The sequence below is a fragment of the Methanoregula formicica SMSP genome (genome assembly GCF_000327485.1).
In the GTDB taxonomy this organism is placed as follows: Archaea; Halobacteriota; Methanomicrobia; order Methanomicrobiales; family Methanospirillaceae; genus Methanoregula; species Methanoregula formicica.
Genome location: NC_019943.1, coordinates 1,445,100 through 1,459,859, shown reverse-complemented (window position 1 = coordinate 1,459,859; position 14,760 = coordinate 1,445,100). Strand labels below are relative to the sequence as shown.

15 protein-coding genes and 1 tRNA gene are annotated in these 14,760 nt (G+C 51.8%); 10 read left to right on the top strand and 6 right to left on the bottom strand.

The annotated features are described in order from the left end of the window. Positions 1-17: 17 nt before the first annotated feature. Together METFOR_RS07445 and METFOR_RS07440 are read right to left on the bottom strand one after the other, a co-directional pair. The gene (locus METFOR_RS07445) at positions 18-653 is read right to left on the bottom strand and encodes an archaellin/type IV pilin N-terminal domain-containing protein (protein ID WP_015285504.1); all 636 of its coding nucleotides are present in this window, start codon (positions 651-653) and stop codon (positions 18-20) included. Positions 654-655: 2 nt separating this feature from the next. Next, positions 656-1,234 carry an archaellin/type IV pilin N-terminal domain-containing protein gene (locus METFOR_RS07440; RefSeq protein WP_015285503.1) on the bottom strand — a complete coding sequence of 193 codons (579 nt, stop codon included), beginning with the start codon at positions 1,232-1,234 and terminating at the stop codon, positions 656-658. A 362-nt stretch (positions 1,235-1,596) separates the two neighbouring features. Between METFOR_RS07440 and METFOR_RS07435 the strand changes: the two genes are divergently transcribed. Then, positions 1,597-2,451 (top strand): hypothetical protein, encoded by an 855-nt coding sequence (locus tag METFOR_RS07435; protein WP_015285502.1) that lies wholly within the window; start codon positions 1,597-1,599, stop codon positions 2,449-2,451. A 102-nt stretch (positions 2,452-2,553) separates the two neighbouring features. On the opposite strand, the gene METFOR_RS07430 is transcribed toward METFOR_RS07435, so the two are convergent. Continuing rightward, on the bottom strand, positions 2,554-2,931 hold the full coding sequence (locus METFOR_RS07430) for a translation initiation factor IF-5A (protein ID WP_015285501.1): 378 nt from the start codon (positions 2,929-2,931) through the stop codon (positions 2,554-2,556). Positions 2,932-3,037: 106 nt separating this feature from the next. On the opposite strand from METFOR_RS07430, the gene METFOR_RS07425 reads away from it, so the two are divergent. The 8 genes from METFOR_RS07425 (at position 3,038) to METFOR_RS07385 (ending at position 9,494) form a co-directional block, all read left to right on the top strand. Next, a complete protein-coding gene (locus METFOR_RS07425; protein WP_015285500.1) occupies positions 3,038-3,820 on the top strand; it encodes a bifunctional fructose-bisphosphatase/inositol-phosphate phosphatase in 783 nt (260 codons plus the stop codon). Between the two features lie 5 nt (positions 3,821-3,825). Beyond that, positions 3,826-4,638, top strand: a complete 813-nt coding sequence (locus METFOR_RS07420; RefSeq protein WP_015285499.1) for an NAD(+)/NADH kinase — start codon at positions 3,826-3,828, stop codon at positions 4,636-4,638. Positions 4,639-4,718: 80 nt separating this feature from the next. Next, complete coding sequence (locus METFOR_RS07415; protein ID WP_015285498.1) at positions 4,719-5,210, top strand: allosteric regulator of homoserine dehydrogenase; 492 nt, start codon at positions 4,719-4,721, stop codon at positions 5,208-5,210. Further along, the gene (locus METFOR_RS07410) at positions 5,207-6,193 is read left to right on the top strand and encodes a homoserine dehydrogenase (RefSeq protein ID WP_015285497.1); all 987 of its coding nucleotides are present in this window, start codon (positions 5,207-5,209) and stop codon (positions 6,191-6,193) included. Before METFOR_RS07415 ends, METFOR_RS07410 begins: the two co-directional genes overlap by 4 nt. Next, a complete protein-coding gene (locus METFOR_RS07405; RefSeq protein ID WP_015285496.1) occupies positions 6,177-7,283 on the top strand; it encodes a helix-turn-helix domain-containing protein in 1,107 nt (368 codons plus the stop codon). Before METFOR_RS07410 ends, METFOR_RS07405 begins: the two co-directional genes overlap by 17 nt. Positions 7,284-7,824: 541 nt before the next feature. Beyond that, positions 7,825-8,235: a type IV pilin gene (locus METFOR_RS07395; RefSeq protein ID WP_048110871.1), complete on the top strand. Its 411-nt coding sequence runs from the start codon at positions 7,825-7,827 to the stop codon at positions 8,233-8,235. 265 nt (positions 8,236-8,500) lie between these two features. Continuing rightward, positions 8,501-9,025, top strand: a complete 525-nt coding sequence (locus METFOR_RS07390; RefSeq protein WP_015285493.1) for a hypothetical protein — start codon at positions 8,501-8,503, stop codon at positions 9,023-9,025. Positions 9,026-9,119: 94 nt separating this feature from the next. Continuing rightward, positions 9,120-9,494, top strand: coding sequence for a hypothetical protein (locus METFOR_RS07385; RefSeq protein WP_015285492.1), 375 nt, complete (start codon positions 9,120-9,122; stop codon positions 9,492-9,494). A gap of 348 nt (positions 9,495-9,842) precedes the next feature. Here METFOR_RS07385 and METFOR_RS07380 read toward each other — a convergent pair. The 3 genes from METFOR_RS07380 to METFOR_RS07370 form a co-directional block, all read right to left on the bottom strand. After that, positions 9,843-9,927: transfer RNA gene (locus METFOR_RS07380), tRNA-Leu, on the bottom strand. Between the two features lie 245 nt (positions 9,928-10,172). Beyond that, positions 10,173-11,987 carry a KUP/HAK/KT family potassium transporter gene (locus METFOR_RS07375; protein WP_015285490.1) on the bottom strand — a complete coding sequence of 605 codons (1,815 nt, stop codon included), beginning with the start codon at positions 11,985-11,987 and terminating at the stop codon, positions 10,173-10,175. 117 nt (positions 11,988-12,104) lie between these two features. Beyond that, positions 12,105-13,136 (bottom strand): AI-2E family transporter, encoded by a 1,032-nt coding sequence (locus METFOR_RS07370; protein ID WP_015285489.1) that lies wholly within the window; start codon positions 13,134-13,136, stop codon positions 12,105-12,107. A gap of 122 nt (positions 13,137-13,258) precedes the next feature. Between METFOR_RS07370 and METFOR_RS07365 the strand changes: the two genes are divergently transcribed. After that, complete coding sequence (locus METFOR_RS07365; protein WP_015285488.1) at positions 13,259-14,755, top strand: TrkH family potassium uptake protein; 1,497 nt, start codon at positions 13,259-13,261, stop codon at positions 14,753-14,755. The last annotated feature ends 5 nt before the right edge of the window (positions 14,756-14,760 follow it).

Sequence of the window (14,760 nt, the reverse complement as noted above, 5' to 3'; positions counted from 1 at the left end):
TCATAAAAAAAGAGAGATTAATAAATTGCCTGAACGTAGTTGAGTCCACCAGGAATAGTCCTTGTTATTGGAAGAACTGCACCAACTGCGGGCTGCATGTTGACAGTAATCTTTTGATTTATTTGTGCTGTCGGAGGCATACCAATACTGAGTACCCAAATTTCATTGGGCTCCAGCAGGTTATTGTTTGTGCCAAGATCATTGATCTTCTGGGAGACGCACCACCGATTATCAGCAGCATCGTGATTCGCACTCAAGATGGTGTCAGCTTCACATTCTGCGATTCCAGCAGTAGCATTGGGAATGCTTGCAATTCGCCCTCCCTTGGAATCGGAATAAGAGATAACCATTTGAGTAAGATCCATTGCTGTCCCACCAGCTGTGAGGGCAACGCTGGTATTGATAAATGTTAGACGGTTGGATGCTGGGTCAACAGCGATGCCCATAACATTACCAACAATCTCAAGACTTGAGCTGGCTTGGGCAACACCGGTGTGGACGGTGGCCTGTGCAGTCTGAGTGGTAAAGAATCCGGCACCCAGTACGACGTACGAGAACACCGCGGCCACCACAACGAATGCAATCAGAACGATTGCGGCTTCAAGGCCGGTGAATGCATCTTCAGAATACAGATTTTTCATTGTTTTCACCATCCTCAATAAACCTCATACCAGTTCGGAGTATTCAATGCTGCCGGCAGGGTCCTGGTGATTGGGAGTGAAGAACCGATCGGAGGTTTGACCTCGACAGTTACCTTGTCATTCACTTTCATTGAGGTGCTATCAAATCCCATTCCTTCAGTGCCTAAGTCGATAAGGACCATTTCCCGGGGTTCAAGAAGGTTACCAGTCTGGATTATCTTCAACCACGTAATATTTACTACGTTTGAGTCTGTTCCCTGTACAGTTTTCATCATTGCAGGTGTGCTAACCGTATATCCAATCTTGGTAATATCAACTGCATTTCCACCTGCAGCAAGCTGGAGATAGAACGTGATGTTCTTGACCGAATTGCTATCAGTATTTGCCTGAACCATAACCGGTCCCGACAGTTCAACAGCGGATGTGGCCTGGGCAACACCCGTGTGCACGGTCTCCTGCGCCTTCTGGGTTGTGAAGAACCCGGCGCCAAGTACTACATAAGAGAATACCGCCGCGACAACAACGAATGCGATCAGCACAATCGCTGCTTCAAGGCCGGTGAATCCCTCGTCATTTTGTTCAAAGGATCTCATGTTTCACCTTCGTTTCATTCGGACACTGGGATATTCCAGAGTCCATGTTTGATAAAACGTTTCAATAGTATAAATAGTTTTGCCGTTGCGCGGATCACCTTTTTCTTAATTTGTGATTTTTTTTGAAGCAATCGGGTGCAAATCCTTAGTCTTCATATGCCCTTTCCCGATAATCGGATTTTTCGTCATTAGTGATCATAAGACAACAATATCAACACAGCATGAAACGTTTTCTTCTGTTCATGAAATCAGTATTGTAAAAAAGCAGACAATTTTTTTTCCAGAATGGAGCGTACCATAAATTATGTAATGATTAACAGGAAATAAAACCGGTAAAAGCAAATTCACTCTGGCGGGTATCTGTGGATAAAAAGGACGTCTTGTATCTTGTTGCCGCGCTGGCACTTGTGTTGGTCATAGCACTGGTAATCAAGCCCGTTGTTACCGGTCAACCCCTTGAAACAGGCATTCCTTTACCTGTCACCACCCTTGAAATCACCACCATGCCCGAACATATGCCCTCTCTGATGACACCCATCATAGTAAGTTCTGTTACTACTCCGCCAACATCTGTACCCACATCATTGCCAACTTGGAACCCGGGAGCTGTACAGACGGTTGTATTTGTTGATCCCTCAACATATGGTCTCACTACAGATGAATCAGAATTGAAGGCAACACGGATCAATGTATCGTCACTTGATACGAATATGACAACCTTTGCTACGCTGGGTTCTTCGCAGGGCGCCAGCGGAACCACAAAAACCATGTATATACCGTTCCCATACTGGGAACTGGAGTATACCGTCGAGCCGGCAACGAAGCTTACCCAGAGTAAATTTGAAATTACTCCAACGGCTGGTTCCGGAATCGCACACAGCGGGATCGAAGGCTCATACTCGACGGTAAAACCCGAATTTATGATCCAAGTCATGGATGGCGATGATCCCAATCGTATTGTCAGGACAATCACCCCGCCGGGGGGAATTGACCTCGATTTATGGCTGGGAAATGAACCCGAAGGTGGTGAATATCCAACTCGCACCAGCAAATATGCGTCACAAGTCACTCCCGATGTAACACCGGTTGATCCCCGCCCGTGGACAGAGAAATTCTATGAGGGGCAGCGTAACTATTATTTCATATTCACCGCGAAAGGATTGAACTCCTATTCCATGAAGATTAAAGTGCCGAGCCGATATATCGGCCAATATTAATTCATCATCAGGAAAACTTCAACATAAATAACCAGTATCTGATAGCGTAATATTCAACAATAATGGGATGAATTTAATTTTTGAGACCGTCTTTAAAAAGAGTTAATCAAACTTTTTCTTGCCCATTGATTCGATATACATGTACTCTTTTCCCACTTCGATGGTTCCCATCTTGTCTTCCGGAATCGTGATCTCGAAGTTGGAGAAATCTTTCATGTCCATGAGCTGGGCCATGTTCCCTGCGATGGAGAGGACCTGCCCGCTCTTCCTTTCGACAACAGGCACATAGGTTTTTGCTGATACCGGTGATACAATCGAACGCTTGACACTGTCAAAGATTCCCACGGCATCGATACGTGCCTTTGCTGCACCGTGTTTTCCGGGCTTTGATGTTGCGATCCCGACGACCTTGCAGGGCTCCTCATCGATAACGATATATCTGCCTTCCTTAATCTTTCCGATTTCTGTCTGTTCCTTCATTGTTCACTCCTGATTTCCGGTTTATTAGTAAACGCGTTATTATTTTATCTCTGTTGCATTACATAAATACAGCGCAGGATTCAGGAGTATTGGGAATCGTCCTTATATGAACAGTGATTTTTTCTCTGCATGCAACCAGATGGCAGGACTGGTTGAATCAAGTATCAGCAGCCTTGTCTGTACCCATGAGGGAGGCCGGACTGTTCGTATGGGGGCTGACGGGACACCAACAAAACTGATTGATCAGGTTGCTGAAGACAGCATCATGGAGTACCTCAGAGAGAATCCTCTCTGTTCATTGCTTATCAGCGAGGAGGCGGGTAAAGTAGCCTTCGATGGCCCGGAGGGGACCCTGTTCCTGGACCCGGTTGACGGGACCTTCAATGCCGTGGCAGGCATCCCGTTTTACGCACTTTCCCTAGCCTATGCAACGGAGGGGATTGTCCGGAAAGCGTATGTCCGCAACCTTTCAAGTGGCGAAACATTTACCGCTGAGAAAGGAAAGTTCGCGCAGTGCAACGGAAAGGACATACGGGTCTCGACCGTGGCCAATCTCGATGAATGTGCCCTGAGCGTCTATGGCAGGAAGTTTGATCCCACCCGTGTGTTCCATCTCGGCCAGAAGATCCGTCGGTGGCGCCTGCTCGGGGCATCAGCGCTTGAGCTCTGTTATGTAGGGTGCGGGAGAATAGATGGGTTCATAGACCTGCGCGGGACACTTCGGGTGACCGATGCAGCTGCGGGCATGCTGGTGTGCAGTGAGGCCGGGGGAAAAGTGTCTGACATGGATGGCAGGAACCTCTCATTTCCGGAGGAAGTTACGGTGGGGCGGTGCATTGTTGCGACGAACGGTGTCCTGCACCATAAAGTGATAGAGTACCTGAGGTGAAAACAATGAAAGCCGTGATCGTTTCCCGTATTGACAATGCCGAGGCACTTGCATTTGCACGCAGCATACGGGCAACACTATCAGAAGCAAGTTGTCCGGCAGAGTTCGATCACGATACTGCAATTGCAGTAGGGGAATCAGGCCCCCGCCTTGCCGAAACTGATGCGGATATTGTCATTGTCATCGGAGGGGATGGCACGATCCTCCGGACCATCCAGCAGCTCGGCAGCCCGGTTCCCGTTCTTGGCATCAACTGGGGCGAGGTGGGATTCCTTGCTGATCTCGAAACGGCCGATGCCCTGCCGTTCCTTCGTAATCTCGTTCATGGCTTTACCGTTGAGGAACGAATGCGGATCTCGCTTGCAAAGGATGGGGTACCTCTCGGAACCGCCTTAAACGAAGCCCTGATTGTAACGACACGTCCCGCTAAGATGCTGCGGTTCTCAATCATTATTGATGGCGTTGTGGCTGAGCAGTTCAGGGCAGACGGACTTTTGGTCAGCACACCCACCGGCTCTACCGCGTATGCTATGAGTGCCGGTGGCCCGATCGTTGATCCACGGATCCAGGGATTCCTGCTCGTTCCGCTGGCACCCTATATGCTCTCGTCAAGACCCCACCTCATCAGCGAGGGAAGGCGGCTTGAGATCCGGCTCGAGAGTGCCAAGCCGGCCAAGCTGGTCCTTGACGGCCAGCAGACGATCGATCTTGGCACGTCCAGCCAGATTCACATCCAGAGATCCCCGGTTCCGGCACAATTTGTCGATGTGAAAAGGAACTTTTTCGAGAAAGTGGATAAAAAACTCCGCAATCTCTGAAAGGATCCGCGGCAATTAAAATAAAGGCTTATCATTTGCGGCGATCTACTACTGGGAAGGTGGAATAGTTGCAGGTCTCCATGAAACTCGAGATGAAGGATTCGCCAGGCCAACTGGTGGCAGCGTTAAAGCCGATCTCCGACGTTGGCGGCAATATCATCGCCGTCATCCACCAGCGTGAGCCGGATCAGGACAAAAAAACCCTGAATGTCCAGATAGTACTCGAGTTGCCGGAAGGGAGGCTGGAGAACCTCACTGCCATCCTGAAAGGACAGGGCGTCCACATCCAGCGCATTGACCGGGAACGCCTTCTGTACAAGCGTACTGTCATCATCATCGGCCACCTGATGCATACTGATCTCTCGGACACGGTCGGCCGGATTGACTCCACCGGCTATGCGGAAGTGAGCGAGCTCTCGATGAGCATGCCCGCAGTCAATGAACGATCGTCATCGCGCATCACCATCAAGGCCCTTAGTAAGAACGATATGGAGTCTGCACTGGCAATCCTCCGGAAGGTGTCGGAGCAGAAGAACCTGCTGATGATCGAGCCGCTGGAGGAGATAGCATGAAAGTCGCGCTTATTGGTCTCGGGTCTGTCGGCCGCGGCGCGGCCGAGATGATTGCAAAGAAAGACCTCGGGCTCACCATCACCGGGATCGCAGACTCAAAGAGCGGTCTCATCAATAATGCGGGTATCGATATTGTTTCCGTCCTTGCCACCAAGAAAAAGACCGGATCCTGCGGAACCCCGGGAGTCACTGCAGCGGATGTTGTGGCAAAGGCGGAGTATGATGCCCTGATAGAGGTGACCCCGACCAACGCGCTCTCGGGAGAACCTGCAACAGGATATATCCGGGCTGCACTGAACCGGAAGAAGCACGTGGTCACATCAAATAAGGGCCCGGTTGCGTTGTACTACAAGGAACTCAAAGAGCTCGCGAGAAAGAATGGTGTGGAGTTCCGGTACGAGGCAACGGTTGCCGGCGCAATCCCGATCATGCACGTGCTTGAGCACGGCCTTGCCGGAAATGAGATCCTTGCCATCTATGGAGTTCTCAACGGCACCTGCAACTTCATCCTCACCCGGATGGCTCACGAGGGGCTCACCTACGAACAGGCCCTTCTTGAGGCTCGCGAACTGGGATATGCGGAAGCCGATCCGACCTATGATGTCCAGGGAATTGATGCAGCCATCAAGCTCGTGATCCTGGCAAACACGATCTGGGGGAACGGGGTAAAACTCGATGCAGTCGACCGGACCGGGATCGATCTCCTCACTGCTGACGCGCTACAGCTTGCCGATGAACAGGGATGCACCATCCGTCTTATCGCAGAAGCGATCCCCCGTAAGAATTTACTCCGAGTCTCTCCCCGCATACTGGAAAAGAACCACCCGCTTGTTACGCAGGGGACGCTCAATGCCCTCACGCTTGAAACCGACATGGCAAAGGAGATCACCCTGATCGGACGGGGGGCGGGGTCGGTCGAGACAGCAAGCGCGATTATCGGCGACCTTCTCTTTATCCGGGATTGTCATGTCCAGCGTCCTTGAGCACCGCAGGGACTACCTGCGCCTGATGCGCCAGTTCACGCTCGACAAAGGCTTTTTTACGGTCACCGATATCCAGAAGGCTGCCGGTATCCCGAGGAGCACAGCGCAGGATTGGGTGACCCGGCTCCTCCGCGAGGGATGTGTCCTCCTCCGAGGCGAGAAACGCGGGAGGAGCCCGGCGCGGTATGCTGCCATCAGTGCAGTTCCACAAAGCACCTGCCGGCGCATCTTCACGACGGTTGATGATACTTGTGTCGAGATCTATCATGACTGCATGAGCGGAGCCTGTGCTGCGTTCTGCGGGCACCACCATGCACTTGCCGGAGGGGTGCTCACCAGTGTTGAGCGGGATGGCACCCTCCTCCGCGAATCCGGCAGTCTTGGTTCATCAGAACTATCCATCGGTCTTTTCCCGAAGTCCGCTGTCGGCGTATGCGGGATTGAACGCAAAAATGACCTTATCGTTCAGCACATACGATGCATCGGTGGCCCTGCGTACTCCCTGTCTGATATGATGGGCCGGGCGGAAGGGGTGGTGCATGTCGAATCGCAGCATAACGGGCACCTTGTTGAGGGCCGGGTCTGCACGCAGGCCCTGATGAAAGTGACAATCGGTATTGACGATACCGACAGTCATGAGGGTGGTGCAACATTCGCCCTCGCCCTGGCTCTTCTCAATCATGTTAGCAGGATCAAGGGAGTCCTCCCGATCAGCCATCATGTAGCAATGCTCAACCCTGCCGTGTTCCGGAAGACCGCCGGTAACTCAGCAAGTTTTATCGAGGTTGCGGTGCAGCCCGGACGGTACGCAGCGCTGGTTGAGAAGACGCAGAAATTCCTTGCGGATGAATCGGTGTCCGCGGAATGGGGGCTTGCCGTGCGGAAGGGACTGGTTGTTCCTGAAGGTCTCCGCGAATATGGCCGGATGGTCCGGACCCGGGTAATCCCAAGAACCATTACAGAAGCAACCGCCGAGAGTTTCGGGATCCAGCTCATCGGGGGTGAGGGCGTAATCGGTGCACTCGGGGCTGTTGCACTTACTGGTCTATCTCACGATATCCTGCTGGATCCGACCCGGAACGATTTCTGACCGGGTATTTCCTGAACGTTCCGGGAAGTTTTCTATATCATTATTATGCAGCGGCCCTTCCATGAAAACGGGGATATGCATATGTTTGCCGGGATGCGTCATGTGGGTTCCGGGGCAGGAAATATTCAACCGGAATCTGCAGTTCCCCCATGATAGTCTCGAAATCCCCGTAATTCAGGGGGTTAAGTTTGAAACATTCCGGTCTTTGGACCCGTATCGGATATACCCCATTAATGGCCAAAAAGAGGTCAGGTTTTTTATTTCTGATTTCCCGATAACCCTCGGGCCGACTAACTCCTCCTGAGTCAGGACTGTATGCGAACACGGCAGTATCGCATTCCGAACTGTTCCTGAACTTGGCGATCTGTCCGGAATGTTATCAGAAAATCGATGAATTCCTGAAAATTTACTGCCAGTTTGGAAATCCGTTTAGTATTCTAATTGCTTTGCAAATGGTTATCTATAAATACAAACATGAAAAATAAGAAGATTATACAGTGTCATGCCTTGCATAAGGCATGTTCAAAAGGTGTTTGAACGTATGGCATTTACCAAGAATGATGAAGCAGTATCACCGGTCATCGGCGTTATCCTGATGGTCGCCATCACGGTGATCCTTGCGGCAGTTATCGCCGCGTTTGTGTTCGGCATGGCCGGGAATGTGCAGAAGACCAAGGTTATTTCGACCACAGTACAGCGCACTGCAAGTGGCGTTACTGTTAAGTACATGGGCGGAGCAGATGCGAACTCGTTCACCCATGGAATTGTTACCATTGATGGTGCAACAGACTATGGCAATTCATCGGGTACGATTAATGCAAATAGCAATATCCTCGGGAACACCCTTGGATCCTTTGTCAACGCGACCACTACATCAAAACCAGCCCGGGTTATGGTTATTGGAAAGTTCAGCGACGGGTCAGACCAGATCCTCCAAGATACCAACGTATAACTCCCTATCTTTTTTTTCGCCCTTTTGGGTTGTTAAGAATATTTGTTCTCACCTATGAGTTATACTCAAATGATATATTGTGGATATTGTACGAATTTTTTCGGTAATTTTGTTAATAGCACCGTACGAACTTCCAATTTATCAGGTAAAAACACCAACAATTCTCTATGTAATCCTTCAATTCAGGCCGTTTCAGCAAGCGATGAACACATCTCTCAATATGTAATACATATCATTTCTATACTTGTCAGAAAGGACAATTATCATGGATAAGCAGCCGCGACTCAGTTTCCCATTGATTGTCCAGTGCAGCCTCTTTCTTCTCCCGGTTAATATCTATATCATCGGGGAGTGGCTTGGTGCCGGTATCCAATGGATCCTTTTCCGTTACCAGCAGACCTATCTCGGAAACAACCTTATTGTGTTTTCCAAAGACATCCTGTATGTCCAGAACGGAATCCTTACCGGAAAGAGTGCGATTTCTGCGGCGATTGCATTTGCAGCAACCTGTATCATTATCATGGCAACCGTGCTGCTTTTCATCGCACATATGGAAAACAGGGCAAAGCGGGTAAAAACTTCCGCTCTTCTTACCATATTCAGCGGGTGCCTTTTTCTGCTTTCTGACATTCTCCAGTACGGTATCTTCCTTAATGGTCCGGCAGGTTTTGTCGTTCCCATCGGCGTTCCTGTCATATTCCTTGTCGGGGCATTGGTCTATCGCACGGACATTACGGACACTCATAAGAACGAACCTGTCTCTGATAAACCCAAAGAATATGTGATATGAGGTTAAAAACCGCTCAAGCCACATTCTGTGCTAAAACGGGAAATCTGTTCAGGATTGATCGGACAGCAATCCATTTATAAAACAATGCGGAGCAATGGGTATTCCAAAAAAATGCGGGGGGACCGACCCGGAGAAGCTTAAAGCAACGCTGCAGCGGAATATCGATATCGGATTCCATCCCAAGGGGTGTAACACGATCAAATCCCTGGTAGATCATGAGTTCGGACATGCCCTCGACGATCTCTATGGGTTTAGTGACATGGATGAAGTAATAGACCGATACAAAACACTATGCAAACAGGGTCAGGATAAAGCAAAGGAGGCACTATCGGTCTATGCAATGAAAAACAAAAAGGAGTTCATTGCTGAAGCCTGGTCAGAGTATCTCAATAACCCGAATCCGCGCCCGATCGCCAAAGATATTGGTCGCATGATGGAACAAAAAATCAAGGAGTTTAAGAAAAAATGACGACAATGGACGCCCCACAATGTATCAAGTGCAAGCACTTCACAACAATTATTGATCCCCCTCGGTGCGAGGCATTCCCAGATGGAATTCCTGATGAAATCTGGGAGGGGGAATTTGATCACCGGAACCCATATCCTGGTGACCAAGGGATCACGTTCGAAGCGTCTTGATACTGCAATCCTTGCCGGGTGAAAGGCCAAGACACGACCTTATTCGCCCTCTCGGATATTTCGACTTTTCTTTATCACCTTTTTTTTGAACCTCCTGCTCATGTCAGACCTCATAGAAAAAGTTCTGGACCTGAACCACCTTCAGGCCTATGTCCTGTCGGGTGACGCTCCAAAAAAATGCGAGGAGCCGGATTCGAACCGGCGAACCCCTGCGGGAATGGACCCTAAATCCATCGCCTTTGACCTGGCTCGGCGATCCTCGCGTGTTTAATTTTCTGTATTTTACGGGTTTTGCGTGAAGTTTCTCATCTGACCCTAAATCCCGCTCCTTTGACCAGACTCGGATATCCACGCCCACGTACACTGGGAAGGGAAACCATATTATTGTGTGCCGAATGCCAAAGAGAAATCAGGCAGGAATCGATCGACAGTCATCTTCGACAGTCATCTAATACCATGTAAGGGCAGATGAAAAAAATGCCATAGTACCTCAATCGGACTATCGTTTTTACATCTCCACGCGTGTCACGACACCATGGATCCGGTCTGAAGGGAGCTTGTAGAACTGGACCATGGACGGGGAGAGTTTCTTGAGGATCGCAAATATCCGCCAGACAACGTGGACGGTGACAATGTCTTCCATGCCGTAGAAGATCGTCTTCTCGTCGATCTCCGCCTCTTTTAAGATATGGCCGATATCTGCAATCTCCATGTACCCGAGATAGATCTCGAAGATGGAGAGCCCCGGTGTCAGTTCCCGGGTGAATCCCCAGGTGACGCCGAAGGGCTGTTCTGTACGAATGATGGAGATGATAATATTGTCATCATATACGATGTTGTTCGTGAACATGATCCGGGGGATGTACTGGGGGAGCTTGCGGAAGTCCCTCGCAAAGAAGAGTGCTGACCCGGAGATCCGGTTGACTGTTTTATAAGTCTGGGTAAATTTTGGCAGGAACTCATCCAGCGGCACCGGTGAGAGGGCATCCGCGAGCCGCTTCTGGCCGTTGACATAGATCATGATGACGCAGAACGGGATGACGGCAATCAGGAGGGAGATGTACCCGCCATAGGGAATCTTGTGGAAGGTGGCGACAAGGAAGGCGAAATTGATCATCAGGATACCTGCTGCAAGGAGCGTCCTGATAATCTCTCCCCGGTGGAACATAATCATCGTGATGAGGATACCGGTGATCGCCATGTCCCCGGCAACGGCAAGACCATAAGCGAGCGTCAGGTTGTTGGAACTCCGGAAGATGAGGATAACGAAAAGGACCGCAAAGAGGAGCATCCAGTTCATGACATCAATATAGATCTGCGACCTGAGCTGGGGTGAGGTGTATTCGATCCGGAGCAGCGGCATGATGCGGGTGGTGATGCCCTGGTACACGATAGAGAAGATTCCGGAGATCATGGCCTGGGATGCGATGACCGTTGCTGCGATACTGAGGATCAGAAACGGGATGTACACGATCTGCAGGTTCGCAAACACCATCTCGAAGAGGATATTCTTTGCTTCCGGATGGGTCATGGCAAACGCACCCTGCCCCAGGTAGTTCAGGGCAAGGGCGATGAAGACGAAGTACCATGCCCTGATGATCGGTTCCCGGCCAAGGTGGCCCATATCGGCAAACAAGGCCTCGCTTCCGGTTGCACAGAGAATGACCGAGGAGAGAATGAGGAATCCTTCAAGACCGTGGTTCAAAACGTAACTGATTCCCAGGAGCGGATTTAATGCGAGAAGGACAGACGGGGAAGAGATGAGTGCCATGAGGCCAAAGCCGGCAAGGGCGATGAACCAGAGAAGCATCACCGGGCCGAATGTCCAGGCAACCCTCTCGGTGCCCCGGGACTGGAACGAGAAGAGACAGATGGCGATGACACCGGCAATGATCATCAGCCAGGTCTGGGGTGTTGCCTCAAAGCCCGGGATCAACAGGATGCCCTCGACCGCGGAGAGAATGCTGATGGCCGGCGTGATGACGCCGTCCCCGATAAAAAGCGAGATCCCGATGATGGCAAGAAGGGTCACAAATGCCACCTGGTTGCCGGACTTCAGGAGCGGGAGGAGCGTCTCCTTCAGCACGATCGTGCCGCCCTCGCCTTTCTTCCCGAGGTGCATGGCAAGGTAGGTGTATTCGACCGTGACAAGGATGGTGAGTGTCCAGATGATCAGGGAGAGGATCCCCATCACGTTCTCCGGGGTCGGGGGAATTAAGAGGAAGATCGCGGTCAGGGCATAGATCGGGCTTGTGCCGATATCACCGAATACCAGCCCCATCGATTTGACGATATCGGGCATGGCAAAAGAGTCCCCGGACATGCTTCAATACGTCTCATCAGGTTCAGGGATAATCCTTTCTCTTTTAAGGGAACTATGGGGATCCTGGTCCAGGTTCCCGTATTTCAGGAAAGCCTTCAATCGCATGGATGCCGTTCTTCACGATTCCCCGGGCACATCCTTTGCGCCCTGCTCTTTCTTGTCCTGCACGTACATCCGGTAGCTCGTAATGAGGAGGACGACAATGACCGGGCCAAGAACGAAACCGGCCAGACCCATGGTCAGGAGCCCCCCCACGATCCCGATGAACATGATGACCGGGCGGATCCTGACCCGGCGGCCGACAAGTACCGGCCGGATCAAAATCTCGGGCATGCAGGAGACAACGATGTAGCCGAGGAAGAAGAGGATCAGGACGCCCCGGATATCCCCGATGACCAGCGCGTACGTGCCGATGAGGAGGAACGCGATCGATGACCCGAGAATCGGGATGAGCTCGCAGAATGCGGCAAAGAACGCGTAGAAGATGACATCCCCGTACCCGAGCAGCCAGAAGACCGGAAGTGCGATGAAAAAGGTGAGCACCGCGATGGCAACCTGGACAACATAGATTGCGTACAGGGTATCGACCGTCACGTCGGAGAGCCGGGTCACGTACGAATTCAGGGAATCAGGCATATGCTCCATGATCCGCCGTTTCAGTTCCTCGCCATGGAGGAGGAGGACAAAGAGCGTGAAGAAGAAGATGAACGCCTTGAACAGGATGTAACTCAGGTTTGCGATCAACGTTTCCTCGTAGCCCGTGAACATGATCCTGCCAGTGTTCAGCAGGCTGATGATCCCAGCCTTGTTGAGCGGGATGCCAAAGGCCGCAAAACTGGTTGCCGGGTTATTGATCCAGTCAGCTATCGCGAAGAACATGCCGGTCAGGGTTCCGGCATAGGACGAGAAGACATACAGGGTGAACCCGATCACCGCAGCAAACCCACAGAATGTCGCGATTGTTATGAGGGCCGCCGAGAGTACCGGGCGGATGTGGTGTAAGAGCCTTTGGAAGACCGGCATGAGGACAATGGCCAGCGATGCCCCGAGCAGTACCATGTCCATGACCGGCCAGAAAAGGATGATAGCGGCAACGGTCAGGATGACCATGAGGATGAACGGGAACTGCTCATTTTTGATGAGGGACATGGACGGTTAGTTATTGTTCGGGGCCGGGCATTAAAAGCATGATTGTGCTCAGGCAGCCCGCGTGGCGGTCACCGGAACGATACCCATAACAATATTACCGTGCCAATCAGCTGGGAGAGCAGATGAAGCGGACCCGGCACCTTGCCATGATCGCGCACGATATGGGACTCATCTTCGAGTTCCTAGGCATCGTATCCCTCCTGCCGTTTCTCATCCTTGTGATCTTTGGCGAATGGGATCTCCTGCTCCCCATGGCAACAGCCCCGTTCGTGTTCCTTGCCACCGGATTTTTGATATCCCATATCCCCCACGAGGACATAGAACCCTCGCTCTCCGCAACGCTCTCGGCGGTTGCCCTCTCCTGGCTTGCCATCGCCTTTGTAGGGGCACTCCCGTTCGTCTTCGGCCTTGGCATGTCCTACACGGATGCTGTTTTCGAGGCCATGGCCGGCTGGACCGGTACAGCCTTCTCGATGATCCCGTCCCTTGACCAGACACCGGACACGCTCCTCTTCTGGCGTTCGTTCATGCAGTGGGTGGGCGGCATCGGTGTCATCGTGTTTGGGATCTCCCTGCGCACGAAGACGCGTGTCTCCCTGTTCCGGATGTACCGGGCAGAGGGCCGGGAAGACGCACTGGTCTCTGCCACAACTTCTTCAAGCAGAAGGCTCTGGATGATCTACCTCGTCCTCACCTTCGGCTTCACGGGTCTTGTGATGCTGACAGGAATCCCGCTCTGGGACTCCTTAAACCTCGTTATGACAACCATCGCGACCGGCGGGTTCACCCTCCACGATACAGGTCTTGCGTACTACAACAACGCGGCCCTCGAAGCAGTCCTGATACCCGTGATGTTTGCCGGTTCCATCCCGTTCAAGGTCTTCCTCTTCCTGTACCATGGCAAGGTCATGGGAATCTTCCGCGACCAGACCGTCCGGATCCTCCTGCTGATTGCGGTTATCGGGGCAGCACTCATATCACTCGATCTCTCTATCTTCAGCAACCTCTCGCCCCTCTCGGCAGTCCGTCAGGGGACCTTCACCGCAGTCTCAGGCCTGACCACCTGCGGTCTCCAGAACACCAGCCTGCACCACTGGGCAACCGTCCCGCTTGCGATCCTTGCCATGATGGTCTTCATTGGTGGCGCCATGGGCAGCACTGCCGGTGGCATTAAGGTCAACCGGCTCGCGCTTGTCTTCGAGGGTGTGAAATGGTGGTTCCGGCGGTTCTTTGTCAGCAGCCGCGTTCTCGTCCCCCTCCGGGTTGGCGGGAGAACCCTGTCCGTTGAGCGTTCGAACCTCGCAGTCTCAAAGAACCTGCTCGTTATCGTTATCTACGTGCTGACCATCTTCCTTGCCACGGTCATCGCCCTCCATCTCTACATCACATCGTTCCGGCTGGACGAGGTCGTCTTCGAGATCGTTTCAGCGCTCAGTAACTCCGGCCTCTCAGTCGGGTTCATCGGCCCGGAGAGCCCGCTCTCCATGAAGTGGCTCTTCATCACCCTCATGTGGCTGGGGAGGATCGAGATTGCGCCGGTCCTCATCATCGCAATGGGAATATTCCGGGAGATCCGGGACGATCTTGCAAAAGACGTATCAGAAACCCGGTACCAGTAACCGCC

Coding starts and splice junctions, on each gene's coding strand:
- METFOR_RS07410 (WP_015285497.1), top strand. CDS start 5,207: ATGAAAGTCGCGCTTATTGGTCTCGGGTCTGTCGGCCGCGGCGCGGCC.
- METFOR_RS07405 (WP_015285496.1), top strand. CDS start 6,177: ATGTCCAGCGTCCTTGAGCACCGCAGGGACTACCTGCGCCTGATGCGC.
- METFOR_RS07390 (WP_015285493.1), top strand. CDS start 8,501: ATGGATAAGCAGCCGCGACTCAGTTTCCCATTGATTGTCCAGTGCAGC.
- METFOR_RS07415 (WP_015285498.1), top strand. CDS start 4,719: ATGAAACTCGAGATGAAGGATTCGCCAGGCCAACTGGTGGCAGCGTTA.
- METFOR_RS07365 (WP_015285488.1), top strand. CDS start 13,259: ATGAAGCGGACCCGGCACCTTGCCATGATCGCGCACGATATGGGACTC.
- METFOR_RS07375 (WP_015285490.1), bottom strand. CDS start 11,987: ATGTCCGGGGACTCTTTTGCCATGCCCGATATCGTCAAATCGATGGGG.
- METFOR_RS07370 (WP_015285489.1), bottom strand. CDS start 13,136: ATGTCCCTCATCAAAAATGAGCAGTTCCCGTTCATCCTCATGGTCATC.
- METFOR_RS07430 (WP_015285501.1), bottom strand. CDS start 2,931: ATGAAGGAACAGACAGAAATCGGAAAGATTAAGGAAGGCAGATATATC.
- METFOR_RS07385 (WP_015285492.1), top strand. CDS start 9,120: ATGGGTATTCCAAAAAAATGCGGGGGGACCGACCCGGAGAAGCTTAAA.
- METFOR_RS07445 (WP_015285504.1), bottom strand. CDS start 653: ATGGTGAAAACAATGAAAAATCTGTATTCTGAAGATGCATTCACCGGC.
- METFOR_RS07420 (WP_015285499.1), top strand. CDS start 3,826: ATGAAAGCCGTGATCGTTTCCCGTATTGACAATGCCGAGGCACTTGCA.
- METFOR_RS07440 (WP_015285503.1), bottom strand. CDS start 1,234: ATGAGATCCTTTGAACAAAATGACGAGGGATTCACCGGCCTTGAAGCA.
- METFOR_RS07425 (WP_015285500.1), top strand. CDS start 3,038: ATGAACAGTGATTTTTTCTCTGCATGCAACCAGATGGCAGGACTGGTT.
- METFOR_RS07395 (WP_048110871.1), top strand. CDS start 7,825: ATGGCATTTACCAAGAATGATGAAGCAGTATCACCGGTCATCGGCGTT.